The 25,339-nt window shown below is 62.2% G+C and carries 27 protein-coding genes and 1 pseudogene; 13 read left to right on the forward strand and 15 right to left on the reverse strand.

The genetic code is table 11. The annotated features are described in order from the left end of the window. The first annotated feature begins 84 nt into the window (after nt 1-84). The 4 genes from F9K20_RS12310 to F9K20_RS12325 all read left to right on the forward strand — a co-directional run bounded on the left by F9K20_RS12310 (nt 85) and on the right by F9K20_RS12325 (nt 2,203). Nucleotides 85-279: a hypothetical protein gene (locus tag F9K20_RS12310; protein ID WP_291001932.1), complete on the forward strand. Its 195-nt coding sequence runs from the start codon at nt 85-87 to the stop codon at nt 277-279. Between the two features lie 143 nt (nt 280-422). Next, nucleotides 423-1,310, forward strand: a complete 888-nt coding sequence (locus F9K20_RS12315) for an NAD(P)-dependent oxidoreductase (RefSeq protein WP_291001935.1) — start codon at nt 423-425, stop codon at nt 1,308-1,310. An 18-nt stretch (nt 1,311-1,328) separates the two neighbouring features. Beyond that, the gene (locus F9K20_RS12320; RefSeq protein WP_291001938.1) at nt 1,329-1,748 is read left to right on the forward strand and encodes a secondary thiamine-phosphate synthase enzyme YjbQ; all 420 of its coding nucleotides are present in this window, start codon (nt 1,329-1,331) and stop codon (nt 1,746-1,748) included. Nucleotides 1,749-1,804: 56 nt separating this feature from the next. Continuing rightward, nucleotides 1,805-2,203 carry an MAPEG family protein gene (locus F9K20_RS12325; RefSeq protein WP_291001941.1) on the forward strand — a complete coding sequence of 133 codons (399 nt, stop codon included), beginning with the start codon at nt 1,805-1,807 and terminating at the stop codon, nt 2,201-2,203. On the opposite strand, the gene F9K20_RS12330 is transcribed toward F9K20_RS12325, so the two are convergent. Continuing rightward, entirely contained in the window at nt 2,171-2,695 is a 525-nt protein-coding gene (locus tag F9K20_RS12330; RefSeq protein ID WP_291001944.1) for an Lrp/AsnC family transcriptional regulator, read from the reverse strand. The two genes, F9K20_RS12325 and F9K20_RS12330, sit on opposite strands and share 33 nt — an antisense overlap. Before the next feature lie 120 nt (nt 2,696-2,815). Further along, the gene (locus F9K20_RS12335) at nt 2,816-3,559 is read right to left on the reverse strand and encodes an MBL fold metallo-hydrolase (protein ID WP_291001947.1); all 744 of its coding nucleotides are present in this window, start codon (nt 3,557-3,559) and stop codon (nt 2,816-2,818) included. A 285-nt stretch (nt 3,560-3,844) separates the two neighbouring features. Between F9K20_RS12335 and F9K20_RS12340 the strand changes: the two genes are divergently transcribed. The 7 genes from F9K20_RS12340 to F9K20_RS12370 all read left to right on the forward strand — a co-directional run bounded on the left by F9K20_RS12340 (nt 3,845) and on the right by F9K20_RS12370 (nt 10,281). Beyond that, nucleotides 3,845-5,512, forward strand: a complete 1,668-nt coding sequence (locus F9K20_RS12340; protein ID WP_291001952.1) for a HAMP domain-containing sensor histidine kinase — start codon at nt 3,845-3,847, stop codon at nt 5,510-5,512. Between the two features lie 51 nt (nt 5,513-5,563). Further along, nucleotides 5,564-5,770 carry a DUF1289 domain-containing protein gene (locus tag F9K20_RS12345; RefSeq protein ID WP_367238277.1) on the forward strand — a complete coding sequence of 69 codons (207 nt, stop codon included), beginning with the start codon at nt 5,564-5,566 and terminating at the stop codon, nt 5,768-5,770. Then, on the forward strand, nt 5,767-6,477 hold the full coding sequence (locus F9K20_RS12350) for a TIGR02281 family clan AA aspartic protease (protein WP_291001955.1): 711 nt from the start codon (nt 5,767-5,769) through the stop codon (nt 6,475-6,477). The genes F9K20_RS12345 and F9K20_RS12350 overlap by 4 nt, the downstream gene beginning before the upstream one ends. 68 nt (nt 6,478-6,545) lie before the next feature. Next, the gene (locus tag F9K20_RS12355; RefSeq protein ID WP_291001958.1) at nt 6,546-7,124 is read left to right on the forward strand and encodes a TIGR02281 family clan AA aspartic protease; all 579 of its coding nucleotides are present in this window, start codon (nt 6,546-6,548) and stop codon (nt 7,122-7,124) included. Nucleotides 7,125-7,242: 118 nt separating this feature from the next. Continuing rightward, complete coding sequence (locus F9K20_RS12360; protein ID WP_291001961.1) at nt 7,243-8,748, forward strand: phosphomannomutase/phosphoglucomutase; 1,506 nt, start codon at nt 7,243-7,245, stop codon at nt 8,746-8,748. A 112-nt stretch (nt 8,749-8,860) separates the two neighbouring features. Further along, the gene (locus tag F9K20_RS12365; protein ID WP_291001964.1) at nt 8,861-9,037 is read left to right on the forward strand and encodes a hypothetical protein; all 177 of its coding nucleotides are present in this window, start codon (nt 8,861-8,863) and stop codon (nt 9,035-9,037) included. 44 nt (nt 9,038-9,081) lie between these two features. Further along, nucleotides 9,082-10,281 carry a CHASE2 domain-containing protein gene (locus F9K20_RS12370; RefSeq protein ID WP_291001967.1) on the forward strand — a complete coding sequence of 400 codons (1,200 nt, stop codon included), beginning with the start codon at nt 9,082-9,084 and terminating at the stop codon, nt 10,279-10,281. Nucleotides 10,282-10,284: 3 nt separating this feature from the next. On the opposite strand, the gene F9K20_RS12375 is transcribed toward F9K20_RS12370, so the two are convergent. The 5 genes from F9K20_RS12375 to F9K20_RS12395 form a co-directional block, all read right to left on the reverse strand. Further along, a complete protein-coding gene (locus tag F9K20_RS12375; RefSeq protein WP_291001969.1) occupies nt 10,285-11,115 on the reverse strand; it encodes a sulfite exporter TauE/SafE family protein in 831 nt (276 codons plus the stop codon). Between the two features lie 13 nt (nt 11,116-11,128). Beyond that, on the reverse strand, nt 11,129-12,124 hold the full coding sequence (gene dusA / locus F9K20_RS12380; RefSeq protein ID WP_291001971.1) for a tRNA dihydrouridine(20/20a) synthase DusA: 996 nt from the start codon (nt 12,122-12,124) through the stop codon (nt 11,129-11,131). Nucleotides 12,125-12,503: 379 nt separating this feature from the next. Continuing rightward, nucleotides 12,504-13,709: an ABC transporter permease gene (locus F9K20_RS12385; RefSeq protein ID WP_291001974.1), complete on the reverse strand. Its 1,206-nt coding sequence runs from the start codon at nt 13,707-13,709 to the stop codon at nt 12,504-12,506. Continuing rightward, complete coding sequence (locus F9K20_RS12390) at nt 13,709-14,428, reverse strand: ABC transporter ATP-binding protein (RefSeq protein WP_291001977.1); 720 nt, start codon at nt 14,426-14,428, stop codon at nt 13,709-13,711. Before F9K20_RS12390 ends, F9K20_RS12385 begins: the two co-directional genes overlap by 1 nt. A 7-nt stretch (nt 14,429-14,435) precedes the next feature. Beyond that, entirely contained in the window at nt 14,436-15,743 is a 1,308-nt protein-coding gene (locus tag F9K20_RS12395) for an efflux RND transporter periplasmic adaptor subunit (protein ID WP_291001980.1), read from the reverse strand. A gap of 533 nt (nt 15,744-16,276) precedes the next feature. On the opposite strand from F9K20_RS12395, the gene F9K20_RS12400 reads away from it, so the two are divergent. Continuing rightward, the gene (locus F9K20_RS12400) at nt 16,277-16,801 is read left to right on the forward strand and encodes a hypothetical protein (protein ID WP_291001984.1); all 525 of its coding nucleotides are present in this window, start codon (nt 16,277-16,279) and stop codon (nt 16,799-16,801) included. A gap of 199 nt (nt 16,802-17,000) precedes the next feature. On the opposite strand, the gene F9K20_RS12405 is transcribed toward F9K20_RS12400, so the two are convergent. From F9K20_RS12405 to F9K20_RS12415, 3 genes are all read right to left on the reverse strand, one after another. Then, nucleotides 17,001-17,831 (reverse strand): TorF family putative porin, encoded by an 831-nt coding sequence (locus tag F9K20_RS12405; protein WP_291001987.1) that lies wholly within the window; start codon nt 17,829-17,831, stop codon nt 17,001-17,003. 272 nt (nt 17,832-18,103) lie between these two features. Beyond that, complete coding sequence (locus F9K20_RS12410) at nt 18,104-18,529, reverse strand: GFA family protein (protein ID WP_291001990.1); 426 nt, start codon at nt 18,527-18,529, stop codon at nt 18,104-18,106. A gap of 74 nt (nt 18,530-18,603) precedes the next feature. Further along, nucleotides 18,604-19,323: a FadR/GntR family transcriptional regulator gene (locus F9K20_RS12415; protein WP_291001993.1), complete on the reverse strand. Its 720-nt coding sequence runs from the start codon at nt 19,321-19,323 to the stop codon at nt 18,604-18,606. Between the two features lie 395 nt (nt 19,324-19,718). Here F9K20_RS12415 and F9K20_RS12420 point away from each other — a divergent pair, with 395 nt between their 5' ends. After that, nucleotides 19,719-20,513 carry a type 1 glutamine amidotransferase gene (locus F9K20_RS12420; RefSeq protein ID WP_291001996.1) on the forward strand — a complete coding sequence of 265 codons (795 nt, stop codon included), beginning with the start codon at nt 19,719-19,721 and terminating at the stop codon, nt 20,511-20,513. A 27-nt stretch (nt 20,514-20,540) separates the two neighbouring features. On the opposite strand, the gene ribB is transcribed toward F9K20_RS12420, so the two are convergent. The 5 genes and pseudogenes from ribB to F9K20_RS12445 form a co-directional block, all read right to left on the reverse strand. Next, nucleotides 20,541-21,665: a 3,4-dihydroxy-2-butanone-4-phosphate synthase gene (gene ribB, locus F9K20_RS12425; protein ID WP_291002010.1), complete on the reverse strand. Its 1,125-nt coding sequence runs from the start codon at nt 21,663-21,665 to the stop codon at nt 20,541-20,543. Nucleotides 21,666-21,764: 99 nt separating this feature from the next. Then, nucleotides 21,765-22,337 carry a GTP cyclohydrolase II gene (locus tag F9K20_RS12430; RefSeq protein ID WP_291002013.1) on the reverse strand — a complete coding sequence of 191 codons (573 nt, stop codon included), beginning with the start codon at nt 22,335-22,337 and terminating at the stop codon, nt 21,765-21,767. A gap of 288 nt (nt 22,338-22,625) precedes the next feature. Beyond that, complete coding sequence (locus F9K20_RS12435) at nt 22,626-22,877, reverse strand: hypothetical protein (RefSeq protein WP_291001999.1); 252 nt, start codon at nt 22,875-22,877, stop codon at nt 22,626-22,628. A gap of 103 nt (nt 22,878-22,980) precedes the next feature. Next, the gene (locus F9K20_RS12440) at nt 22,981-24,108 is read right to left on the reverse strand and encodes an aminomethyltransferase family protein (protein WP_291002001.1); all 1,128 of its coding nucleotides are present in this window, start codon (nt 24,106-24,108) and stop codon (nt 22,981-22,983) included. A 123-nt stretch (nt 24,109-24,231) separates the two neighbouring features. After that, nucleotides 24,232-25,212: pseudogene (locus F9K20_RS12445) on the reverse strand (APC family permease); the annotation flags it as partial. Between the last annotated feature and the right edge of the window lie 127 nt (nt 25,213-25,339).

The raw sequence follows: 25,339 nt of genomic DNA on the forward strand, positions 1-25,339 counted from the left end.
TCCAATATCCGGTTAGACTAACGAGGTCTTATCGGTTACAGAACTCTCAATTCGATCGCAGACTCTACCCCTCGAGGGTTTGACATGGACCTGCAGACCGTCAAAGCGCACTACGGCGCCAAGTGGGCCTGGGCCCGCACCGGCGCCCTCATCCTTTTCCTGGTTACCGGCATCCTCCTCGTAGCGTCGCTGACCACCACCCGCGGCCATGCTTCGGGCGCGTTGCTGCAGGCCGGCACCGGCATCACCGTTTTTCACCAACTCACGGCGGCCGGCTGAGCCAGTCGCTCCAACACGGCACTCTCCCCAGAAAAGTCTGATCTCCTCGGCCTCGGCTCCCCACGGACCCGGGGCCTTTTTTCTGGGTGCCCGCCGGCGCGGCCGATGCTAAGCGCTCGGCAACGCAAAAACGGAGAGGACGCATGGCGAGAGTGGCGTGGATCGGGCTCGGCGTGATGGGCTATCCCATGGCCGGGCATCTGTTCGCCAAGGGCGTCCACGACGTCACCATCTACAATCGTAACTCGGCCAAAGCGCAGGCCTGGGTGGAAAAGCATGGCGGACATACCGCCGCGACTCCGGCCGCGGCGGCATTGTCCGCCGACTTCGTCCTCTGCTGCGTCGGCAACGACGACGATTTGCGCGCGGTGACGACGGGTAAGGACGGCGCCTTCCACGGCATGCGCGCCGGAGCTGTGTTCGTCGATCACACGACCGCCTCGGCGGAGGTGGCGCGGGAGCTGCATGCCACCGGGCGCGCGCGCGGGATTGCATTCCTCGACGCGCCCGTATCGGGCGGCCAGGCCGGGGCGCAGAACGGCACTCTGACCGTCATGGTCGGGGGCGAGGAGGAGCCGTTCGCGCGCGCCAAGCCGCTGATTGCCGCTTACGCGCGCGCGGTCAATCGCATTGGACCATCGGGCGCCGGCCAGCTCACCAAGATGGTCAACCAGATCGCCATCGCGGGGCTCTTACAGGGCCTCTCGGAGGCCATCGCCTTCGCCGAGGCGGCGGGGCTCGATCTCGACCTCGTCATGGAGACGATCTCCAAAGGCGCCGCGCAGTCCTGGCAGATGGACAACCGCTGGCGCACCATGCACGAGGGCAGGTTCGACTTCGGCTTTGCCGTCGATTGGATGCGCAAGGATCTCGCCATCTGCCTCGGCGAGGCGCAACGCAACGGCGCCCGGCTGCCGGTGACGGCGCTGGTCGATACATATTATGCCGAGGTGCAACGCATGGGCGGCGGCCGCTGGGACACCTCGAGCCTTATCGCGCTGCTCAAGGCGCGCAAGCCGACGGCAGAGTGAACGCTCCGAGGCGCGGCGATGAAGTCCTATCGCAAGGAGCTGTGGTTCGACGTTCCGACCCGCCGGGCGTTCGTCAACATTACGCCCGACGTCGAGGCATGCCTGCGTGACAGCGGCATCAAGGAGGGCCTGGCGCTCGTCAACGCCATGCACATCACCGCCTCGGTGTTCATCAACGACGACGAGCCCGGACTGCACCACGACTACGAGGTGTGGCTGGAGAAACTCGCCCCGCACGCACCCATCTCGCAGTACCAGCACAACCGCACCGGCGAGGACAACGCCGATGCGCACCTGAAGCGGCAGGTGATGGGGCGCGAGGTCGTCGTCGCCGTCACCGGCGGCAAGCTCGACTTCGGCCCCTGGGAGCAGATTTTCTACGGCGAGTTCGACGGGCGGCGGAAGAAGCGCGTTCTCGTCAAGATCATCGGTGCGTGAACGGTGCCGGAAACTCCTGCTAGACTTGCAGTGGGTGGCGCCTGAGGGAGGCTGCGATGCTGTCGATCACCGCGTTCTATGCCGCGCTGCTCGCGGTGCTGTTCCTGGTGCTCAGCGTGCGTGTGATCGGCTGGCGCCGGGAGCAGCGGGTTGAGCTCGGGCACGGCGAGGATGCCGAGCTTCTGCGCCGCATGCGCGTGCACGCGAACTTCGCCGAGTATGTCCCCTTCACGCTGCTGCTGATGGCGCTGGCCGAGAGCATGGCCCCGCCGGACCTGCTCGTGCATCTCGCCGGTCTGTTGCTGATCGCCGGGCGGCTGCTGCACGCCTACGGCGTCTCGCAGACGCCGGGAATCCTGCGCTACCGCGTCTATGGAATGTGGCTGACGTTCACCGCGCTTGGTCTGGCGGCGTTGATCTGTCTATCGCTTTCGGCGCTTTTCCTCGCCGTCTGAGCCGGCGACTGCGGCTTCGCCGGCGTTGCCGCGCGCAAACTGGAGCGGCAGCGCCGTGGTGTACTTGATTTGCTCCATGGCGAAGGCCGAGGACACCTTGGCGATCTCGATGCGCGATATCAGCCGCTTGTAGAACGCGTCATAAGCGTCGATGTCGGGCACCACGACGCGCAAGAGGTAATCTACGTCCCCTGACATGCGGTAGAACTCGACCACCTCGGGAAAGTCCGCCACCGCCTTGTGGAAGCGCTCGAGCCAGCCGAGGCTGTGCTGATCGGTCTTGATCGACACGATGACGGTGACGCCGGCGTTGACCTGGTGCGGGTCGAGAACCGCGACGCGCCGCTGGATCACGCCCGCCTCCTCGAGCTTCTGGATGCGGCGCCAGCAGGGCGTCGTCGAAAGGCCGACCTCCTTGCCGATGTCGGCTACGGGGCGGGTGCAGTCCTCCTGCAGGATGCGCAGGATCTTCACGTCCATGTCATCGAGCATCGCTGGCCTGCTGAAAAACTGTTCCGGATCACAGCGCAATCGCGAATAGGCGCGCCAACATTATCCGCGTCAAGGCACGTTTGTGTAATCGATTTCTAACAACGGGAAAAACTCCGCCGGTCAGACGTCGATCCGCATCCCGTCCTCAGCCAGGCTGACGCGCACATCATGCACCTGGTGGCGGTTGGCGAGCATGTCGACGCCCATGTGCGTCAGGAGCACCCGGCGCGCCCCGAGGCGGTCGATGTTGCGCTCGATGTCACGCCACGTCATGTGGTACCCACCCGTTTCGCCGAAGCTGAAGCATTCGGTGATGAAGAGATCGGCGCCGTTGGCAGCCGGCAGCAGACTATCCACCCACTTGGTGTCGCCCGAGAAGGTCAGCACCTTGCCGTTACCCTCCACCCGCAGCGCATAGGGTGGCGCGCCGCACGGATGGGACACCTCGAACGGCGTCACGCGCACGGCGCCAATGTCGAGGGGGACGCGCTCGGCGTGCTCCAGGAACCTCATCTCGAAGCGCCGCTCGATCTGCGTCGAGTTCGGAAACAGGGCTTCTGCGGCGGCGGCAAAGCGCTGCGCGACGCCGACCGGACCCACAATCGTCAATGGCGCGGTTCGCTTGCTCACGTAATGCGCGTGCAGAAGGAACCAAGCGAGCCCGGCGAAGTGGTCGCCATGCAAATGCGAGATGAGGATATTCGACACCCGGTCGGGATTGAGCCCGAGTTGCTGCATGCCGATCAGCGCCGTGGCGCCGCAATCGATGAGGAACTCCTCGCCGCGCACGGCGACGTGATAGCAGGTCTGCAGCCGCCCACCGGAGCCGAAGGCGTCGCCGGAGCCGACGATGGTGAGCTTCATGGCTGCCTCATCGCCCGGTCGGCACGGCGCGGCGCCGGGTACGAGCCAGCGGCTGCGCCGGCAAGCGTGCGCGCTTTGAGATGCATGTGCGCCCAGTAGGGCCGCCGGCGGAGCGAGTGGATGTTGCGCATGGGGGCAGGAACCTACCGGCCGTGCCCGATCCCGACAATGCCCTGCAAACGCGATTTTCCCGCGCTCAGCGCTGGTTGCAGCTACCGACGTTAGCAAAAAGTTCATTACTAAACACTTAGTTAGGAAATCCTGCCGAGATTTAGGAATAACATTGTGGACCGCTCCCTGCGGCCGCTCGAGCCCTGCCCTGCCACAACCATGTCGATGAGCGCCATACCTGAGGAAGTCACGCGGCGACGCAGCCGCCACGACGCCCGCGTGCGCGCCGCCAACGACCTCAAGGAAACGCGCGCGCGGCTCGCCGCCGGCACCTCCTTGAAGCCGGAGTTCGAGTACGAGCTCTTGACCATGTTCGTGCGCAACGAGCTCGGTGCGGCCGTTACCATGCCGGCGCTCTACGCCCTGTTCGCGCTCGCCTGCATGTTCTGGGCGCCGACCGTCGATGCCATCGTCTGGCTGATCATCGTCATCGGGGCCAAGGTCATTCTGCTCGACCAGGGGCGCCGCTTCCTGATGTTGCCGCCGGCGCAGGTCAACGTCGGAGCCTGGAAGCACCGCTTCGTGCTCGCCGAGCTGTTCAACGGCTTTGCTTTCGCCTGCTTCGCGCTGGTGGGGGTGCGGGAGACGCTGGGCGCCCCGACGGAGATGATCTTCTCCTCGCACGTCTTCATCTTCGCCACCCTCATCGTCGTGCTCGCCATACGCACGATGTTTGCGGCGACGATTCCGGCCATCCTCTATGCCGGCACCGTACCGATGACGATTGCCGTGGTCGCGCGGCTCCTGCTACTCGACAACTCGTTCTATTTCGCGCTCGCGACCATGGCCGTGGGCATCCATCTCTATTTCCTGTTCCTCGCCCGCGGCCTGCGCTCCACCGCCCTCGCGATGCTCGAGTACCGCACCGAGAAAGATGCGCTCATCGCCGAGCTCGAGGAGCAGAAGTCGGTTTCCGACGAGGCGCGGCGACGCGCCGAGGCGGCCAACAGCGCCAAGTCGCGCTTCCTCGCCACCATGAGCCATGAGCTGCGCACGCCGCTCAATGCCATCCTCGGCTTTTCCGAGGTCATGAAGGCGGAGATGTTCGGCCCGCTCGACAATCCGAAGTACCAAGAGTACGCGGGCAACATCCTGGAGAGCGGCAGGCACCTTCTGCACCTCATCAACGAGATCCTCGATCTGACGCGTATAGAATCGGGCCGCTACGAGCTGCACGAGGAGCCGCTGCGGCTCGCCGACGTAACCGACGAGTGCCACCGGCTCTTGAAGCTGCGCGCCGACGGCAAGGGCATCGAGGTCGTGGAGGAATGCAATCCTGACCTGCCCGTCGTGTGGGCCGACCAGCGCGCCATGCGCCAGATCTGCCTCAACCTGATGTCGAACGCGCTCAAGTTCACGCCCAAGGGCGGGCGCATCACGTTGAGCGTCGGCCCCATGCCGGACGGTGGACAGTACCTCGCCGTGCGCGATACCGGACCGGGCATCCCCGAGGACGAGATCCCCAAGGTGCTGCAGGCGTTCGGCCAGGGGACGCTGGCGCAGCAGACGGCCGAAGGCGGCGCCGGCTTAGGGCTAGCCATCGTGCAGAACCTCATCGAGCTGCACGGAGGCAGCCTCGTCCTCAATTCCGAGCTGCGCAAAGGCACCGAGGCCAAGGTGATTCTGCCCGGCTACCGCGTGCTGCGCGCGATGGCTCCTTTGCAGCCGCTGGGACATGAGACGCACCGCTTGAAGGGGGCCGCGCCGCGGCCGCCGCGCCCGGCACGCCTGCGCGCCAAGAAGTCGCTCGCCGGCAATGGCGACTCGGCCGCGCCGAACTAGCGGCGGCGGCGGCGCGTTGTGCTCGCTTCGGGCGAGCGCTACATACGGCGGGTGAGCAACATCCAAAATCGCACCGCCATCGAATCCCCCTGCGTCAAGGTCTGCGACATCGACCGCCCCAGCGGCCTTTGTCGGGGGTGCGGACGCACGCTCGCCGAGATCGCTGGCTGGTCGTCGCTATCGGGAACTGAGCGGCGCCGCATTATGGCCGAGTTGCCGGCCCGCCTAGCGGCGAATCTGGGGAGCGGCAGCCAATGAAGGCGTGGGTCGTCCTGGCCTTGCTGATCGCGGCTGGTGTGTTCCTGTTGTCTCGTGGCGGCGGTGCTGAGCTGCTCTCCGATCTCGGCACTGGTGAGATCGTCTCTCTCGCCGCCGGCCTGGTGCTGGTGACCGTCTACATCTTCAGTCTGTTCAGCGACGAGCGCACGCGGCCGCTGCAGGCCATCCGCTACGTCCTCATCTGGCTGGCGCTCGGGTTCGGCCTCGTCGCCGGCTACTCCTATCGCGAAGAGCTGTCGATGGTCGCCAGCCGCGTGACGAATGAGCTACTCCCCTCCGGACAGATCCTATCGGTGGAGACGAATGCAGAGGGCGAGCGAGCGGTGCGCGTGCGCCGGCGGCTCGATGGACACTTCGCCGTACGCGCCGCCGTCAATGGCCAGGCGATGACGCTGATGGTCGATACGGGCGCCTCATCGGTGGTGCTGAAGCCGGCGGATGCCGAGCGGGCGGGCATCGATCTCGACAGGCTCTCCTATACGGTGCCGGTCGACACCGCCAATGGCACCACCTTTACGGCGGCGGTGCGGCTGCGCTCGCTGTCCATCGGCCCGCTCGTCGTGCACGACGTCAACGCGCTCGTCGCACGCCCTGGCAGCGTTAAGGAAAACTTGCTTGGTATGAGTTTCTTAAGGCGATTGCGGTCGTATGAATTCGCCAAGGACTACTTGACGCTGAGGGGCTAGCGCCGCGCCGCAAGGCCCGTGGCTGCGACCCAAGGGCAACGGCCGCATCTCAAGACGCACCTGAAATCATGGCTTTGACGCCGGGCACCAGACAATTATTGCGCGAAGTGGCGAGCTGGGGTGTCGTCGCCGTTATCGGCGTCGCCGCTCTTACCCACTTCGAGACCCTGAAAACGGGCGCCGAGCGCATGCTCGGCCTGCCGACGCCGGCCGACATCGCCGACGCGCAGCGCGCCCAGCGGCCCGCGCAACCGGGGGGCAAGACGGCGAGCCTCGGCTCCATCGTCGAGATCGAGGCGGAGAAGAACGGGCACTTCAATACTGAGGCCGACATCAACGGGCGCCCCATCGAGGTGATGATCGATACCGGCGCGACCATGGTGGCGCTCTCCTACGAGGACGCCGAGCGCGCCGGCCTGATGCTCAATGACAAGGACTTCACGCGCGCCGTCTCAACTGCCAACGGCGTCGCCCGCGTGGCGCCCGTCACGCTCGACCGCGTCTCCATCGGCAGCATCACGGTGCGCGACGTTCCGGCCGCGGTGGCCGAGCGGGGACGCCTCAAAACGTCGCTGCTGGGCATGAGCTTCCTCTCCCGCCTGTCGCGCTTCGACATGCGTTCGGGGCGTCTCGTGCTACAGCAATAGCGGCCTCCTACTTCCGCAGTATGGCGTGCGTCCTTACGGCCGACCGCCGCAGGATCGACTCCCCGCCGCCCGGCGTTTACACCTGCCGAACAGTCCTTCGGCCGCCAAGGGAATTTCCATGCTGCCGCCTCCACGCTCCGATCTGAAGCCCAACACCGCCGACTTCGAGCGCTTCCCGCTCGTCAAGCCGACCGGCTTTCGCGAGTACGATGCGCGTTGGCTGTTCCCGCAGGAGATCAATCTCCTCGGCCTCACCGCCGTCGGGCTCGGCATGGCGACGCTGTTCGCCGAGCACGGCGTAAAAAAGCGGATCGTCACCGGACACGACTATCGCGCATATTCGGCCTCGGTGAAGCAAGCGCTCATCAACGGCCTCTTGGCCGGCGGCTGCGAGGTGCATGACATCGGGCTGGCGCTGTCGCCGATGGCCTACTTCGCGCAGTTCGACCTCGACGTCGAATGCGTCGGCATGGTGACCGCCTCGCACAACGACAACGGCTGGACCGGCATCAAGATGGGGCTGGCGCGCCCCCTCACCTTCGGCCCCGACGAGATGAGCCGCCTGAAGGAGATCGTGCTGTCGGGCGCTTACAAGCCCGCCGACGGCGGCCGCTACATCTACGTCACCGACATGGCCCAGCGCTACATGCGCGCCCTCACCGACCGCCCCAGGCTCAGGCGCCGCCTCAAAGTCGTCGCCGCCTGCGGCAACGGCACGGCCGGCGCCTTCGCGCCGCAGGTGCTGGAAGCCGTCGGCTGCGAGGTGGTGCCGCTCGACACCGAGCTCGACTACACCTTCCCGCGCTACAATCCGAACCCGGAAGACATGAAGATGCTGCATGCCATGGCCGAGGCGGTGGTCAAGCACAAGGCCGACGTCGGGTTCGGTTTCGACGGCGACGGTGACCGCTGCGGCGTGGTCGACAACGAGGGGCAGGAGATCTTCGCCGACACCGTCGGCGTCATGCTGGCGCGGGATATTTCGGCCCAGCGCAAGGATGCGGTGTTCATCGCCGACGTGAAATCGACCGGCCTGTTCATGACCGACCCGGTGCTTCAGGCCAACGGCGCCAAGACGCTGTACTGGAAGACCGGCCATTCCTACATGAAGCGCTACACCTTCGAGCAGAAGGCGCTGGTCGGCTTCGAGAAGAGCGGCCACTTCTTCTTCCAGCCGCCGCTCGGACGCGGCTACGACGACGGGCTCGTCGCCGCGCTCGCCGTGTGCGACATGCTCGATCGCGCGCCCGGCAAGACGCTCGCGGATCTGAAGCGCGAGCTGCCCAAGACCTATCAGTCGCCGACCATGTCGCCGCACTGCGACGACGAGAAGAAGTACGGCGTCGTCGATGCCGTCGTGGCACACTACCAGAAGCTCGCCGCCGACGACGGCAAGGTCGCCGGCCAGAAGATCCGCGATCTGGTGACCGTCAACGGCATCCGCGTCACGCTCGAGGATGGCACGTGGGGGCTGGTGCGCGCCTCCTCCAACAAGCCGGAGCTCGTCATCGTCGTCGAAAGCCCGACCTCGGAAGCGAACATGAAGGCGATCTTCGCCGACATCGACCGCCTCCTGGCGCGGTTCCCCGAAGTCGGCGCCTATAACCAGAAGATCGTGGCCTAGGCGCATCGCAGAATTTTCCATCGTAGTTTCAATCGGCTTTCGCGTTTGCCGCCTCTAGCGCGGAAATGCGATACTGCGCCCGTTGTGCTCATCGATTGCCTAGGGGATAGACATGAAATCCAAGATCGCACTGGCGCTATTGGGCGCCCTCCTCGCTTGCGGCCTCACCACTATGACCGCGCCAGCGTTCGCCGGCGATGACGCCTCGTCCGACGGCAGCGGCACCGGCGGCGGCAGCGGCACGACGGACGGCGGCAGCGGCACCGGCGGTGGTTCGGGCCAGGAATAAGCTCGCAGGCGTTAGCGCGGCGGGGGCGGCAGGACGGTGAGACCATGACGGTCGTGTCCACCGAGGGAAGGGGACGGGGCAGATTTCCCGTCTACTCGCTGCTCGTGTGCATCCTTGCCGCGCTTGCCGCGCTGGCTTTGCTCTACACACCGATCAGGAGCAAGCTCTACAAGATCGAGTACTGGACGGCCGACTGGCGCACGGTGCTGCTCGCCGACAGCACCCCAGGCAAGCATCCGCGCATCGTCCTTGTCCTCTTCGATCCGGCCACCTTCGACGGCGGCGTCGTCTCCCCCATCCCGCGCGACATGCACGCGCAGGTGCTGTGGGGCCTCGCGGCGATGCAGCCGGCCGCCATCGGCCTCGACTTCTACTTCGTCGCCTCCCAGGGTGAGGCCAAGGACGCGGCGATGCTCGATGCGCTGCATAAGATCGAGCGCCCCATCGTGCTCGGTGGCGTCGACCATCACACGACCGAGTTCGACCAAAGGCAGCTCGCCTATCAAAAGAGTTTCCTTGCCGACGCCGGACGCCCAGTGGGCTACCTCGCCCTCGACTACGGTCCCGGCCACGTCGTGCGGCGGACCTCCGCACCGCTGGCGGACTCGCCCTTCCAGGAAAGCTTTGCACGCCAGATTGCCATGGCCGCCGGCGCAGAGCCCGCCGGGCCGGGAAGCTCGTCGGCGTCGATGCCCATCGCGTGGCTCAAGGGACCCGACAACGACACGGAGCCTTTCTTCAGGGTTTCGCCCAGGGATCTGCTGCCCGGCGCCGACGAGACGCGCCGGCAGGAAATCGCGCAGCGGGTCAAGGGCAACATCGTGATCACCGGCATTGCCATGCGCAACTCCGATGAGCACGACACCGCGCTCTCCGTGTGGACCGAGCGCAAGATGTTCGGCGCCATCATCCACGCCCACATCCTCGCCCAGCTCCTCGATGGCCGTTATTACTCCGAGCTCGATGGCCGCAGCGAGCTGATCGTGCTGCTTGCCGTCGGTCTCGGTGGCGTCATCCTCGGCTGGGCATTGCGCGACACGTACGCCCGCCTTTTGAATCTCGGCGTCGCAACGGCGGTTCTCGTCGGTATCGACGCGCTCTGCTACCTGAGCCTGCGGCTGGTGCTGCCGTTCACGCTGATGCTGAGCGTATGGTTCATCGGCGCCCTCGCGGGCCGGCACTTGCGCAAGCTCGCCCTGTGGGCGCGCGGCCGCGCCACGGCTCCCGTGCCGCAGACGGCCTGAGGCTCACCACAGCAGATCAATCAGGAAGCGGAGCGAGACGCTGGCCAGGAAGGCGGCGAACGCCAGCTCCAGCGTGCGGCGCGGGATCTTGTGGGCAACGCGTACGCCGTAGGGCGCCGCCCGGACGCTCAAGGGGGCGACGATGGCCATCCCCAGCAGGTTCACGTAGCCGAGCGACAACGGCGGCAACCCTGCCGCGTCCCAACCCGCCCAAGCGAATCCGATGACGCCCGGTAAGGCAATGAGCGGGCCCACCCCGCTCGCCGTCGAAACGGCCTGCAGGATCGGCTTGCCATAGAGGGTGAGCAGCGGCACGACGAACGTGGCGCCGCCGATGCTCATCAGAGTCGAAATGAGACCGATGAGCAGAGCGGCCAGTTCCGGCCATGGAAACGGCGGCACATGATCGCCGAGCCGCCAATCCTCACGCCCGAACGCCATCTTGGCGGCAATGAGCGATGCGGCGATCACCCATACCCATTTGAGGGCATCGCCGCTGGACACCTTGGCCGTGAGGGCACCGATGACGACGCCGGCGACGACGAACGGGGCCACCCGCTTCAACAGCGGCAGGTCGACCGAGCCGCGCGCCCGGTGCCCCGCGAACGACTTGAGCGAGGTCGGCACGATGATGGCGAGCGTCGTGCCGAGCACGAGATGCATGCGCACGCCGGGCTCGACGTCGAGCACGCGGAATACTTCGTAGAGGACGGGGACGAGCACGCCACCCCCGCCGATGCCGAGCAGCCCGGCAAGAAACCCGGCGATGACCCCGGCCGCGAGCAGTGCGATGATGAGCAGCGCGACCTCGCCCACGGGAAGACCGAGGTCCATCGCTTGCCGGCTCCTATTCCGCCGCCAGCGAGCGCCAGGCCGGCTCGGCGATTGAAGCGGCCTCGAGCAGCGTCGCCAGCCCGGCACCTTCGCGCGGCGCATGTTCGCTCAGGTGCCGGCGAAAGGCGCGGGCGCGCGGCTCGCCGTGATAGAGCCCGAGCACGTGGCGGACGACGTTGTTGAGCCGGCCGCCGGCGGCGAGGTGGCGCTCGATGTGGGGGATGATCCTCTCGATCGCCTGCCGCCGCGTTACCACCTCGGCACTGGCATCGAAGAAGCGGCGGTCGGCCTCGGCGAGGATGTACGGCGTCTGATACGCCGCGCGCCCGAGCATCACGCCGTCGACATGCTGCAAATGCGCGGCCGCCGCGTCGAGGTCGGTAATGCCGCCGTTGATGACGATGGTCAGCTCTGGTCGCGCCGCCTTGAGGCGATAGACGCGCGCATAGTCGAGCGGCGGCACCTCGCGGTTCTGCTTCGGCGACAACCCCTGCAGCCATGCCTTGCGCGCGTGCACGATGAAAGTGCGGCACCCGGCGCCGGCTACGACTTCGACGAAGCGCTGCAGGTCACTTTCGCTGTCCTGCTCGTCGATGCCGATGCGGCACTTGACGGTGACCGGGACTTTGACGCGGTCCTGCATGGCCGCGATGCAGGCGGCAACCAGCTCCGGCTCCGCCATGAGGCAGGCGCCGAAGCGGCCCTCCTGTACACGGTCCGAGGGGCAGCCGACGTTGAGGTTGATCTCGTCGTAGCCGAAGCCTTCGCCGATGGCGGCGGCCTCGGCGAGCGCGATGGGGTCGGAGCCGCCGAGTTGCAGGGCGACCGGGTGCTCGATATCGCTCATGCCGAGCAGGCGCGTGCGATCACCATGGAGGATCGCCGGGCCGGTGACCATCTCGGTATAGAGCAGCGCATGCCGCGTCAGCTGGCGGTGGAAGACGCGGCAATGCCGGTCTGTCCAGTCCATCATCGGAGCGACGCAGAACCTGTGCGGCTGATAGGCCACGTGCTTCTCTCTTCTCTCAGTGTGCACGGACGAGAACATGCACTAATTTGTTCGCATCCGTTCTCATCTCTACCCACCTTTTCGCATCTTCCGTGGGCACGATTTGTGCACGCCCGCCGGAACCCAACTTATCCGCCTTGGCAGCCTTCGATAAGCTACCCTCGGGGCGTTGGCGAGCGCAGGTCCGTCGCAAGGGTCAACATGCCTCGCGCACCTTCCGGCTCAAGTCGGAAGCGGAGGCCTGGATCACTGAGGCCGAGGGCAAGATCAGCCGCGGCAAAAGTGTCGATGGGTCGTGGTCGATCCCACGACGACTTTCAGCTTCATCATCGAATTACCGACGCCGTAGGGAATCGTTCTCGGTGGCTACCGACAAGAGCTATTCATGCCGGAGCGCCTCGATCGGGTTCAGTCGTGCGGCCTGACGGGCGGGGAAGTAGCCGAACACGATGCCGACTAGGGCCGAGAACGTAAATGCAAGCAGCACGATGCTCGGGTCGACAGTGAACGGTACCTGCAAGATCGTAGTGCCGAGCAGGGCAAGGCTTAGCCCCAGGATGATGCCGATCACCCCTCCGAACAGCGACAGCACGATCCCCTCGGCGAGAAATTGCGCCAGCACTTGCCGTTCCAGGGCGCCGATCGCAAGGCGAATGCCTATTTCGCGCGTCCGTTCTGTCACGGACACGAGCATGATATTCATGATGCCGATTCCGCCGACGATCAGACTGACTGCTGCGACCGCCCCCAAGAGGCCCGTCAATATTGAGGCGGTGCCAGTCGTGGCCTGCACGATCTGCTTCATGTCAGCTACTGAAAAGTCGTCTTCTTTGCCGGACGTGATGTTTCTGCGCTCGCGCAGCAGCGCTTCGATATTTGCCTGCAACCTCGCCATGTCGACGCCGTCGTTCGCCGAAACCATAATGCGAGCGATGTCGGTATTGCCGGCGATGCGCCTCTGAAACGTGCGCAACGGCATCAGCACCGTATCGTCCTGGTCCGTCCCGAAGCTCGACTGGCCCTTGGCTTCCAGGAGGCCGGTCACTTCGCAGGATACCTTCCCGACGCGGATAATGCGTCCGATGGGATTGCCGCCCCCGAACAACTTCGTTCGAACGGTCGTGCCTATGATGCATGCAGCGCGTCCACCCCTGATCTCGCCATCGACGAACGTACGGCCCGCGTCCAGTGCCCAGTCTTGTGCGATGAAATAGTCATTGTCGGTGCCCGAGATCGATACGATGCGGTTCTCCGTTGCGGCAACGACGGTGGTTGACTGTTGGGCCAGTGGCGCGACTGCCTTGACGCCTGAGAGCTGGTTCTTCATGGCGTCGATATCGCGGCTGTTAAACGGCTTGGCGTCCGAACTCACGCGCCCGGGGCCGAATTGGCCGGGATTGACCATGAGAAGGTTAGAACCGAGCTTTGCGAGATCCGCGGAGACCTTGGCCGTGGCTCCATTGCCTATTGTGACCATGGCGATTACCGCACCGACGCCGATCACGATACCCAGCACAGTCAGCAGGGAGCGCAGGGCATTTCGCCCAAGCGCCTGAACTGCCAGCCGAAGCATTTCGAGAAGCATCACACGCTTTGCTTGTTGAGGACATCGCTTTCGATGCGACCATCTACGAAACGGATGACGCGCTGAGCGTAGGCGGCGATATCCTGCTCGTGAGTGACCATTACCACCGTAATGCCGTCGTTTCGGTTGAGGCTGGTGACGAGTTCCATAATCTCGATGCTGGTCCGCGTATCGAGGTTGCCGGTCGGCTCATCGGCGAGCAGCACTTCCGGCGAGGTGACGATGGCACGGGCGATGGCGACCCGTTGTTGCTGGCCGCCCGACAACTCGGCTGACGTATGACTGCCGCGGTGGGCCAAGCCCACTTGTTCGAGAGCTTTGGCCGCGAGCCGGTGTCTTTCACCGGATGTAATTCCCCGGTAGACGAGAGGAAGCTCGACGTTTTCCAGCGCCGTCGTGCGGGGCAGAAGGTTGAATCCCTGGAACACAAACCCGAGGAAGTAGCGTCGTATTAAGGCCCGCTGATCGCGCGGTAGGCGTCCGACCTCGCGGCCGTGGAACAGGTGATCACCGCTGCTCGGCGCGTCGAGACAGCCAAGAATGTTCATCGCCGTCGACTTACCTGAACCGGAAGGCCCCATGATCGCGACGAACTCTCCCGTCGCGATTTGAAGATCGACGCCAGCCAGCGCGTGGACAGCACCAGTTCCAATTCCGAATGTCCGCGTCACTTTGCGGAACTCGATGAGCGCCGGATCGGCAGGGGCCTTCTGCAGCATGGCCCCGTCACTTTGTCGATTGGATGTTATCGACGATCACGGGATCGCCCGGGTGCAACTCGTCGCCGAGCACCTCAGTGCGCTTGCCGTCGCTCGAGCCGATAACGATCTCGACACTCTGGGGTGCGCCGTCGCGCAACACCCACACAGTGCGGTTGGGACCGGTTTCCTCGCGGGCGCTGACGCGGCGCATGGCAGGGGGACCTGGCATCAAGCGATTGAGCAAACTTCTCTGCTCGCTGGAAGACGAGGCCGGAGGCGAATAACGAAGCGCGGAATTGGCAATAAGAAGCGCATCCTGAATCTCCGCAGTCTTGATTTCGGCCGTCGCCGTCATGCCGGGACGCAGCAACAGTTCGGCGTTGTCAATTGTGAGAACGCCTTTGTAGGTGACGACGCCCGACACAGTTTCGGAAGCGAAACGGACGTCGCGAATAACAGCCGGGAACTTACGGTCAGGATATGCATCAACGGAGAACGTTGCTTTTTGGCCAGCCATCACCTTACCCACATCTGCCTCATCGATGTCGACCTGCAGCTCCATCTTCTTCAGATCCTGGGCGATGGTGAAGAGGGTCGAGGCCTGCAGCGTAGTGGCGACCGTTGAGCCGGGATCGATATTCCGATTGAGCACAATGCCCGTGATCGGCGAGGTGATCGTCGCCTTGGTCAAGTTCGTCTCGTTGAGGGCGAGGTCTGCCTCCGCGATGCCGACATCGGCACGCGTGCTGTCCAGCGCGGCCTTGGCCCGATCAAGGGCAGCCTGCGCAGCATCGAGGTCCTGGATCGACGCGACATGCTTTTCGGCGAGCGCCCGTTTGCGTGAAAATTCACGCTCTTTTTCCGTGACCGTTGCCTGAGCCTCGGTCACCTTCGCTTTGGCCGACGCCAACTTGGCGCGTGAATTGTCAGCGCTCGCCTTCAGCTTGTCAGTGTCGAGCACCGCCAGGACCTGACCGGCGGTGACGGCGTCGTTGTAGTCGACGTTGACCTTGCGCACCGTGCCCGAGAGTTCGCTCGAAATGTCGACCTTGGTGGTGGGCTGCACAGACCCTGTCGCCGTGACGGTGACCAGCAGGTTGCCGCGCGTTGCCGGATCGGTGACGTAACTGGTATCTTCGGGACTGCTGCGCAACAATGCGGCGGCCCAGACAGCAAGCCCTAAGATCCCCAGCAATGCAGACCATTTCAGCGCTCGCGGGAAAAGTTGACGTGCGCGCGCCGAAGTGGCCAGGAGAGCGTCGATATCGGTAGGGAGGCGTCGCTGCTCCGGCTTGCTCATCAATCGGCCATTGGCGATCAGGTGATGCTGCAAGAGTGGGGGCACCCGGTTTCCCGGTTACAACATTCTGTTTCCAAACATTTCCCCCTGTGGCCGGTTTGTGTCGAAACGTTGCTGCCAGGCGCCCCGGAGCAGTCCTAGACCGGACTCCACACTCGGCGTGCTTTGAGTGTCTGCCTGCTGGCAATGTCGAGCACCGGGGACGTCCCTTACCGGAGACTACAGTGGTGGAAATCGGTTTTTGCTGCGTCGGGACGCCGCCCTGTGACCGAACGGAGAAATCTTATTGCATAAGGTTTCCCGTCGCAGTGAGCCAATGCGCATCACCGGTCGATTATGACGGGCCCGGAATGCGAGATTGCATGCGCGAGAAGCGATACCACGGTCATTGCTGAGATGCCTTGCGTGGACGTGCGCAACATTTCTACGCTCCGCATGCGCAGGATAGACCGCTCGCCGAGATACTCCGTTACAATTCAGCGGCTTTAGGCCCCAATTCAGCCGCACCGGAGTTCCCATCCGGCCCTTTAGTCTGCATCAGGTTTCACTACATTCGGATGGGTCAAATGATCGACGATGAACTGAGTGCGAATAGGAGGATCATCGATGGTCTTTTTATTCACGCACAGCGGCGTGATGCCTTGGGATTCCTCAGCCTGTATGCAGCGGACGCGCGTCTCATCGATCCCGTGCTCGGATGCTTGTCGGGGTCGAGGCTGACGACGTTTCTTCACAGACTATTTGCAACGTTGCGCCAGTTCGATGCGGAATACGCTGTCGAAGATGTCGGTCTCCGCTCATCAAGAATTCGCGTTACACTCCGTGCTAGGCGCGAGAATGCGCGGAAGCGGGAGCGCTTGGAGGTAGAAGCGCACCTGATCACCAGAGATGGCATCATCGTCTCGCACGAGGTCGAATTCGATATCGCCCGTTGGGCACGCATCATGCTGCCAGGCGAGAAGTGCGGTTGGCGAATCTATCCGGGATGGCGGCGACGCCTTGCGGACATCGCGGGCAGGCACTTTCTGGAGCGCAGCAATCGACGGGCAGAATGCACCCTCCCACGCTCAACGGTAGCATGCCCGCGTTGATCCGTGCCTCGGCCCTCGCCTTCGTCGCTCTCGGTTTGATCGTGATCAAGACTGCACATTGACCGACATCGAACTTTCCGTGGCTCGAACTGGGCCCGACGGCTGTCGGGCCCAGTTTCCTTCTCGGAAAGCGAAAGCGGTTCCACGAATGCCCTAACGCCGAAGCGAGCCCCGGACGGGTACGGGGTCCCGTTCTCCATCAGGGGAGAGTTACCTTGGCGCTGAATACGAACCGCTCGTCGCAGTGCGAATTGATGCAAGTCAAAGTGTCCGAGAGTGGGTTGGACGCGCCATCCGTGTCCCAGTAACGGAAGTCGAAGGTGAGCTTCTCGACCCCGAGGGAAAGTCCGGCGTTCCAGTACCAATAGTTGTCGAAGCCATTGGCGACTAGGAAGGCATTGTCCTCGGCTGTCTGATAGCCGACGACTGCATTAACGGTCGGCGTGAAGGGACCAACGGCATGGAACGTGTAGCCCGCGTTGCCTTCAAGCGTCCAGACCGGCCCGGTTCCGACTGAGTAATCCCAGGCGTAATAGACGGTGCCGCCCACGGTCATATTCGTGACGGGCGCCACAGTGGCACCGGCCTTTAATTCCCAATAGCCAATCCCGGGAAGGTCGATACCCGGATTCCAGTTCTGCCCGGGGTAGCTGTAATAGAGAATGCCAAAGTCGAACGTTGCGGGCCCCCAAACGGGTTTAAGCCCAGCGTAATAGTCGATCTCAACCTGCGCAGGGCTCCCCACCGCCTCAAGGTCGAGACCCGAGGACCAGACACCGGCGTAAAAGATCCCGTAGCCAATATCGATCGAGCCCTGCACGGTGGGATCGTTGTCTGTCTGGCTAATACCGCGGAACACGTAGTCCGAGGTTCCAGTGAGCGTGAAAGAGTAGGTGAACTTCCTGCTCTCTTCGGCCGGCGCAGACTTGACGACCTCGTAACCGTCGGCGCGCGCGTCGGAACTCGCTGCAACGGCAGCGGCCATGAGAGCTGCGGCTGTGATCAGTGCTAGACGACTCTTTATGTTCATCCTCGAACTCCCCCATCCCCTGGCAAAGCGCGTGATCTAAATGCGGACCACTTGTGGACCGTATGTGGACCACGAACTTAAACTCCATCCGAATCGAAGCCGCAACGCGATCCGTGAATCTAAGCCATTGATTTCTATGTTATGGTGCGCGTCAGCAACGCTGCCACCAAATCTATTGATATTTTTGTCTCGTGGTTGGCTTTGGTCTATCGCGTAGGGGCACGGGGGCATGTGTGCGGGGGACAATTCGATGTCCGTCCCGATCCGGGTGACTATTTCGGAAAGAGAATCGCGCTGTCCGCGCCCAGGGCGAACTGGGGGGCGCCATCCCCGATCTCATAATAGTCCGATTTGTCGCCAACGTAGACGTGCGCAGCGATAGCAAGGCAGGTTGGCGGTTCGAGTGTTCCCGCGAGTACGGCAATGCGCGTTGAGTCCGCCGGCTTCCAGAATAGGCTCGAACCACACACGCTGCAAAAGCCCCGTTCGGCCTTCGATGAGGAGGTGAACCACTTGATCTCGGCGCCGCCCGCACGAATCGTGAGGCGGTCTGCCGCTACAGCCGTTGCTGCGACCACATGCCCGGACCAACGTGCGCACTGCCTGCAATGGCAGACGATTACGCCACGGATCGGCGGCGCAAGTTCAAAACGCACAACGCCGCACATGCAGCGCCCAGAAAGGACCTCATGCTGCATCGCAATGATTTCTCTCCAGTCTCCTTGAGGCCGGCCGCAGTCAGCGTTGGACCAGGCTCACATCGGGTGAAGATCTACAGGCTGTGTGCACCAATTAGGTCATCGCGCGCCTTGGCCATATGCTGGACCATAACGTCGGCTGCACCGGCGGCATCGCGCATTTGAATAGCGCGCAGGATGGCAGCATGCTGCTCATTGTAGATGCGCATGTTCTCACGCGTCAGGATCTTCTTTCGCATATCGGCCCACTGCGCGTGCGTGCGGATGATGTTGATCTGCTTATACAGCCAGACCAGTAGCGGGTTCGAAGTGCAGGTTGCCACTGCCAAATGGAATTGCTCATCGGCCGACGAGTATCGCTCGGCGTCAAGTGCCTGTTCGGCAGTCTGGAGTTCCTTCAATAGCGATTGCACCTTATCGAGGTCGCGCGCTGTGGCGTGAAGGACGGCGAGCCTTGCCATCTGCGGCTCGATTGCCGCCCGCACCTCTATGAGCTCGAGGGGGCTGGTTCTCTCCGCGATGTCTTGATTACTCGTTTCCGGCTCGTAGCTTGCGTATGTGCCACTGCCGGGCCTGCGTTCGACAAGTCTTTGATCCTCAAGCCACATCAAAGCCTTGCGGATGGTTGTCCGCGATGCACCGTAGTTTTGAGCGAGCTGACGTTCGGTAGGGAGCTGCTCGCGGTAACCAAAAGCGCCGTTCGTAATGGCTTCCTGGAGTTCACGTGCGATGGAACGCGCACCCCGCGGGGAGGAAGCGGCAGATCTCATTGTCAGACCCAGGTTGTTGGTCACACTTAGAATAGCAGAAACGCCGTATTGGGCACTTAGGGCAGCTTATGGATGCCAACTCCAGTTGACGGGTACCAGCCGCCCGGGCTCGAAAGTACCCAATTCTCGAACCTATCGTTCAAGAGGAGTTCGGATCAACTTGTCCGCCGAGAAGGAAGTACTACATATCTGCGGACCTTTCATAGTGCAACGGCCCTCGGTCTTGGCGCCCTGGCAGACCCGATGCAAAGCCCATGTTGCGGTATGCGCTTAGTCCATCTGCTCGGCTGAGCCCCCTTTTCCACCTCAGGGACGTTGATATCTGGCGCCATGCGGTGCATTGTTGGTCTCAACAATGGCACCAATTGGTATGCTTCCGTGTCGAGCGAGCATGCCCAGCCCCCGCGGACCGGAGCCCCATGAAACCTCGTGTTCTGATCTTTCAGCATGGACACTACTGCCCGCCAGGTACGCTCGGCGACCATCTAGCCGCTGATGGCATCGAGCCGAAAGTGGTCGAACTCAACCGCGGCGAGGCAATCCCTGACCTCAATTGCTTCGATATACTGATGGTTATGGGAGGAACCATGGACGTATGGCAGGAGGCGGAAAATCCATGGCTTGCGGCGGAGAAAGACGCAATCCGTCGATGGGTTGGAGAGCTAGATAGGCCTTACCTCGGCGTCTGCCTTGGCCATCAGCTGCTCGCAGACGCTCTTGGTGGAAGAGTTGAGCCTGCCGTCAAGCCGGAGGTCGCGCTCCTTCAAATCGAGTTGAGCGACGCCGGTCGACAGCACCCACTATTCTCCGGATTCGGCACGAAGAAGCGTGCGGTGCAGTGGCATGGAGCAGAGGTGATCTCGCTTCCGCAAGATGGATTGGTGCTCGGCTCGTCCGTGGATTGCCCGATCTCGACCTTCATGGTCGGATCCACCGCATTCGGAGTGCAATACCACGTCGAAGCAACGCTTCGTTCGGTAGGCGCCTGGTGTGAACATCCGGATAGTTCGGCCCTTCTCGAGCGTCTCCATGGCCCGTCCGCTGCCACAAGACTTCAGGCAGACGTTAGTGCAGCCATGCCCGAGCTACATTCAAATTCCCGCCGCCTCTACGACAACTTCATGAAGATCGCCCGCGCCCAGCTCCGACACGGCGCGCGGCGGGCCTGCGAAGTTGATAGGTCAGTCACCAATGGCTCGGTCAAAGACCTGTAGAATTGTATTCGCCGCACGCTCGAGGGGCTATTCCAGCTGACGGGTTTCAACAATTGACAGTCCAAATGCCTCGACGCCGACATAATCATGGAGCGCCGAGCTAGTCAGGAGCGCCATATTGGTGATTCCTAGACTCTTAAGTATCTGGGATCCAATTCCTGTCTCCAGCAAGCGTAGTCGCCCACTCGCCTCACGGCAGGTTTGATCTGATCGCAACCCTATCCATTCTGAAATGCTCTCCCGTCCGGCATCCATTATCAGGACCAGTACACCCCTCCCTTCGCTGCTAATGGCCCTCAGCGCTTTCGCGATTACAGGGTCAGCCCCTGACTCAAGCCCACCTCCGATAAGGTCAGTCATAGGATTGAACGCGTGCACTCTGACGAGAACAGGACCGGGTTGGGAGAGGTCCCCTTTGATCAAGGCAAGGTGCTCGCCTGGTTCGACCGTTGTGGCAAACACTTTCAGATCGAAGCTTCCACCGTAGCACGAATTGACCTTTGTCTCCGCGATCTGGCGGACGAGACGCTCATGCCTCAGCCTGTATGAGATAAGGGTTTCAATGGTCCCGACCTTGAGCTGATGATACCTAGCGAAGGCCAAAAGGTCTGGTACGCGTGCCATCGTACCGTCAGCATTCATGATCTCGCAGATTACAGCGGCGGGCATCAATCCGGCCAGTCGGGCAAGGTCGACAGAAGCTTCAGTATGCCCAGCTCGCACAAGCACGCCGCCGTCGCGCGCGATAAGTGGAAAGACATGGCCGGGGCTGACGAGGTCCGAAGCGCCTTTGGTCGTATCAATGGCAGTCGCTATCGTGCGCGCGCGATCTCGGGCAGATATCCCCGTACTCACTCCCTCTCTCGCCTCGATGGACTGCGTAAACGCAGTCCGGTGCCTTGAGCCGTTTGTTCTTACCATGTGGCTGAGATGAAGCGTCTCGGCCCGAGCGCGCGTCATTGCAAGGCAAATTAGTCCACGGCCATGCGTCGCCATGAAGTTTATCGCCTGCGGTGTGGCCATCTGCGCCGGTATTACAAGGTCGCCCTCGTTCTCTCGGTCTTCCGCATCTACGATTATGACCATGCGGCCGTTTCGCAGGTCGTCAAGCACTTGCTCTGTTGGCGCGAACGGTTCTTGTAGCTGACCCACGCGCAAGCGGCTCGCGCGATTGCCCGACTTGGTGTCGCTATCCAGATCAGCAGTTAGGGGCATGCTCTTGCATCCATTCAATGGTGAGGCCGCCTGCTCTCAAATCCCGTGTGAAAGTCGATCGCGCTTCGTTTGCATGTATCGTTCATTATGATGGTTGCTCTCAACAACGATCGGCATGCACTCGAGAATCGTGATCTGTTTCTCTCTGAGAGCGTTCGCTTTGGCCGGATTGTTGGACAGTAATCGCAGGCGCGTTAGGCCGAGATAGCCAAGGATCTCCGCGGCGAGCGTATAGTCCCGGGCGTCGACTGGCGCCCCGAGAGCAAGATTCGCATCGACCGTGTCGAGGCCCTTCTCCTGCAAACCGTACGCCCGCAGCTTTTCGAAAAGACCGATGCCGCGTCCCTCATGCGCCGGCAAATAGATCAAGACGCCATATGCTGCCGCCACAATGACCCGTAAGGCGCACTGAAGTTGCTCGCGGCAATCACATCTGAGCGAGTGAAAAATGTCGCCGGTAACACACCCGGAATGCACCCGTACAATTGGTGGTTCGCCGGATTTGCTTTCGTTCCTATGAGTGAGGCATAAAGCCTCCGCGCCGGTCATGCGCGACCGGAACCCCTGCGCCTGGAAAGCGATCTCTCGGCCATCGACCAGTGCGGGCAGTTGAACGAGAGCCGTATAATATGGTCCTCGCGCGGAGCCTGGCGCCGCTAATGTATCCTGTTCACCCTTTCCAGGGCAAGGACTCCTACTAGCGTCTACCTTCCGCCCCTCCTGCGTTTCCGAGTACGGCGTGTTTGAATTCTGCATCATGACACGCAGCCACTAGAATACGAAATGCAAGCCCGACTCTTGATTTGCCGCGTCTCGCTCGCCGCCTGAACGGGTCCCGATTGGTGTCGAGTGATCGACCGCCAATTGACTGCACTTTTATCGCCACCCCTATTGATACTATTCCTCATTTCTCCTCCACCGTCGATAGATGCCATACAAACTGACCGCCACCCAAGCGACCTCGATAAGGAATGCAGAAATATTGAATTCCCTCAATAGAGAAATGACGATTAGACACGATCCCGTCGCGTTTAGTCCTAGAAACGCATAATCGTCAAACTTCACCTGCTGACTTTGGAGGAGAAAGTAGGCCCAAAGCAGCATCATAACGCCAATCATGCCGCCGATATCGGCCGGGTTCATTTCCATGCTCGTCCAATCCCTCCCTTAACCCAGCTTCACCTTCAACACCGAAGGGCCAAAAAGGGCCGGAGGCCACCGCCTCCGGCCAGTTCACGCACTCTGGGGAGCCCTAAGTGCGCTCGGGAACAGGATGAGTTCTAAGTCGCATCGGATCGTAGAAGGGCATGCGCACAACGATCGCGTTGCGGGCGCCGCCGTCCTGCACGACAAGTTCGGTGCCGAGCTTCGTAAAGGCCGGGTCTATCTGGGCCATGGCCAGCGATTTCATGAGATGCTGGCTATAGGTGGAGCTCGTCACCACGCCCACTTCTTTGCCGTTCGCGGTGATCTTGGATAGAGGCTGGACGGTCTCCGAGTGCCACACCTCAATTCCGGTAATAAAGGATCGTTCCTTACCCTTTTTGGCGATGAGCGCCTGCTTGCCGACAAAGTCAGGCTTCGTCAGGTCAACTGACCAATCCGCCCGCACTTCCCATGGGGTCGTATCGCCATGGGGCATATCGAAGGGAAAGAATAGTAGGCCGCCTTCGACCCTGATGATATCCAGGCAGGACCATGAGGCGGCCATCACACCCCTTGGCTTGCCGGCGCCCAGGATGGAATCCCAGACGTGCCGCGCATCGGCGCTGGAGCAATACACTTCGTACCCGCGCTCGGCCGAGTAACCGCCACGGGCGATCGCCACCGGCTTACCGAAAAGTGTCGTTTTCTGGTGTTGGAAGTATCCGAGGCCGCCGAGATTCATCGGCGTATGTGCAGCCAGAATTTCAATCGCTCGCGGACCCTGCAAGGACAGGATGTGAACATCGTCGTCATGCTTCACGCTCACGGCGAATTTGCTCTGGGCAGAAGCTGCAGCCTCCTCGAATGAACCACTTCCATGAGAAACTCTGTATTGGTTCGGCCCGTCGACGTACACGAGGACATCGTCGATTATGGCCCCGTCTGCATTTACAATGTTGCTGATATGGGAATCGCCCGGGGCCGCTTTTGAAACGTCACTGGTGAGCAAGTGGTTCAGAAACGCCGTCGCATCCTGGCCTGTAACATTGATCATCTTCAACGCCGAAACATCGAACAAACCGGCGCGATATCGAACGGCCGCAGTTTCTTCATACGGGCAGGTAGAGTAGTTTTGGGGAACGGGCATGCCGTTCCACGACGTAGAGAGATCCGATCCGAGGGCACGATGTCTATCATTTAGGATCGAGTGTCGCGCCTTGGGTGCGTCGAGCATTGTTGAGCCTCCCGTACCATGCTGTGCTCTAGAGGGTGCGATTTGAGTCACCCCACGCGCCTGTTCGACTACAAAGTTCGAACAGGCGCGTGGAGCGCATCGGCGAGTTGAGCCGCTCCAAGCTCAACTGGGCATTTTGAAGATCCAGTTGGCAATGAGCACTGTTGCCAGGCCAGCAAGTAGCACCAAGTATGGAGCCACTCCGGCCTTGCGCACGGCCATTTGACCTGGGGTAAGATTGAGATCTTCGTACATGTGATCAGGGAATTTGCCCCGATCCTGGATGTAGTGTCGGAACCAGAACACAGGCAGGATCAAGCTTGCCGTGAACAGGCCGGCCCACAAGGCGTTAGGGTTCCAGACCTTCGCGCCTGCTCCCATAAACACCGCGTTGACGAATGCCAGGATCGTCCCGAGCGCGAGAAGGACTGTTGGTGCCCTCCACGGCCGGTGGATATGCGCATTGTCAATACGGTGTATCCATCCTGCGTTGAGGTTTAGGAAGTTGAAGATGATATAGCCGACGTTCGACACAGCCAGGATAAAGAAGAAACTCGTTGCATCAGCGCAGGCAATGGCGAGAATGCCCAGGTTGACGCACAGGTCCGTCCACATCGCGCGAGTCGGCGCGCCATGTTCGTTCGTGTGGCTCAGGTAGCGCGGCAACCATCCGTCCACCGAAGCCTGATAGAGCGTGCGCGATGAACCCGCCATCGCCGTCATGATCGACAGCATGAGCGCGAGGATCATCATCATCACGAGCAAGTTGGTCACGAACGCGCCTCCGCCCACCATTCGAGCCATGGCCTCGGCGACGCCTGACCCATCCACAATTGGCGCGGCCAGCATGCCCTCAAGGCCGAGAACGCCCTGGAACGTGAACGGCACAAGGCTGTACAGCAGCAAGCAAAGCAAACCAGAATAGAAAATCGCCCTGAACGTATCCTTCGCCGGATTGCGGAACTCGGCAGTATAGCAAACGGCTGTCTCGAAGCCGTATGTCGACCATGCGGCAATAAACAAACCGCCAAGAACCAAAGTCCACCCAGGAATATCCCAGGCCCCAGCCTCAGGAGCGTAGGCGGCCTTTAACGGCAACAGCGGCTGACCTGAGACCCGACTTCCCTCCAATCAGGAGTAGAGTCCTGGGCTGAAGTTTTGGCCCGAGCCGGTCGTTGCGGCAAGGGCCAGATGGTGATCTCGGAACTCCTCCGGCGTCCTGTTGGCGAGC

Origin of the sequence: Hyphomicrobium sp. (assembly GCF_009026145.1) — a bacterium.
In the GTDB taxonomy this organism is placed as follows: Bacteria; Pseudomonadota; Alphaproteobacteria; order Rhizobiales; family Hyphomicrobiaceae; genus Hyphomicrobium_A.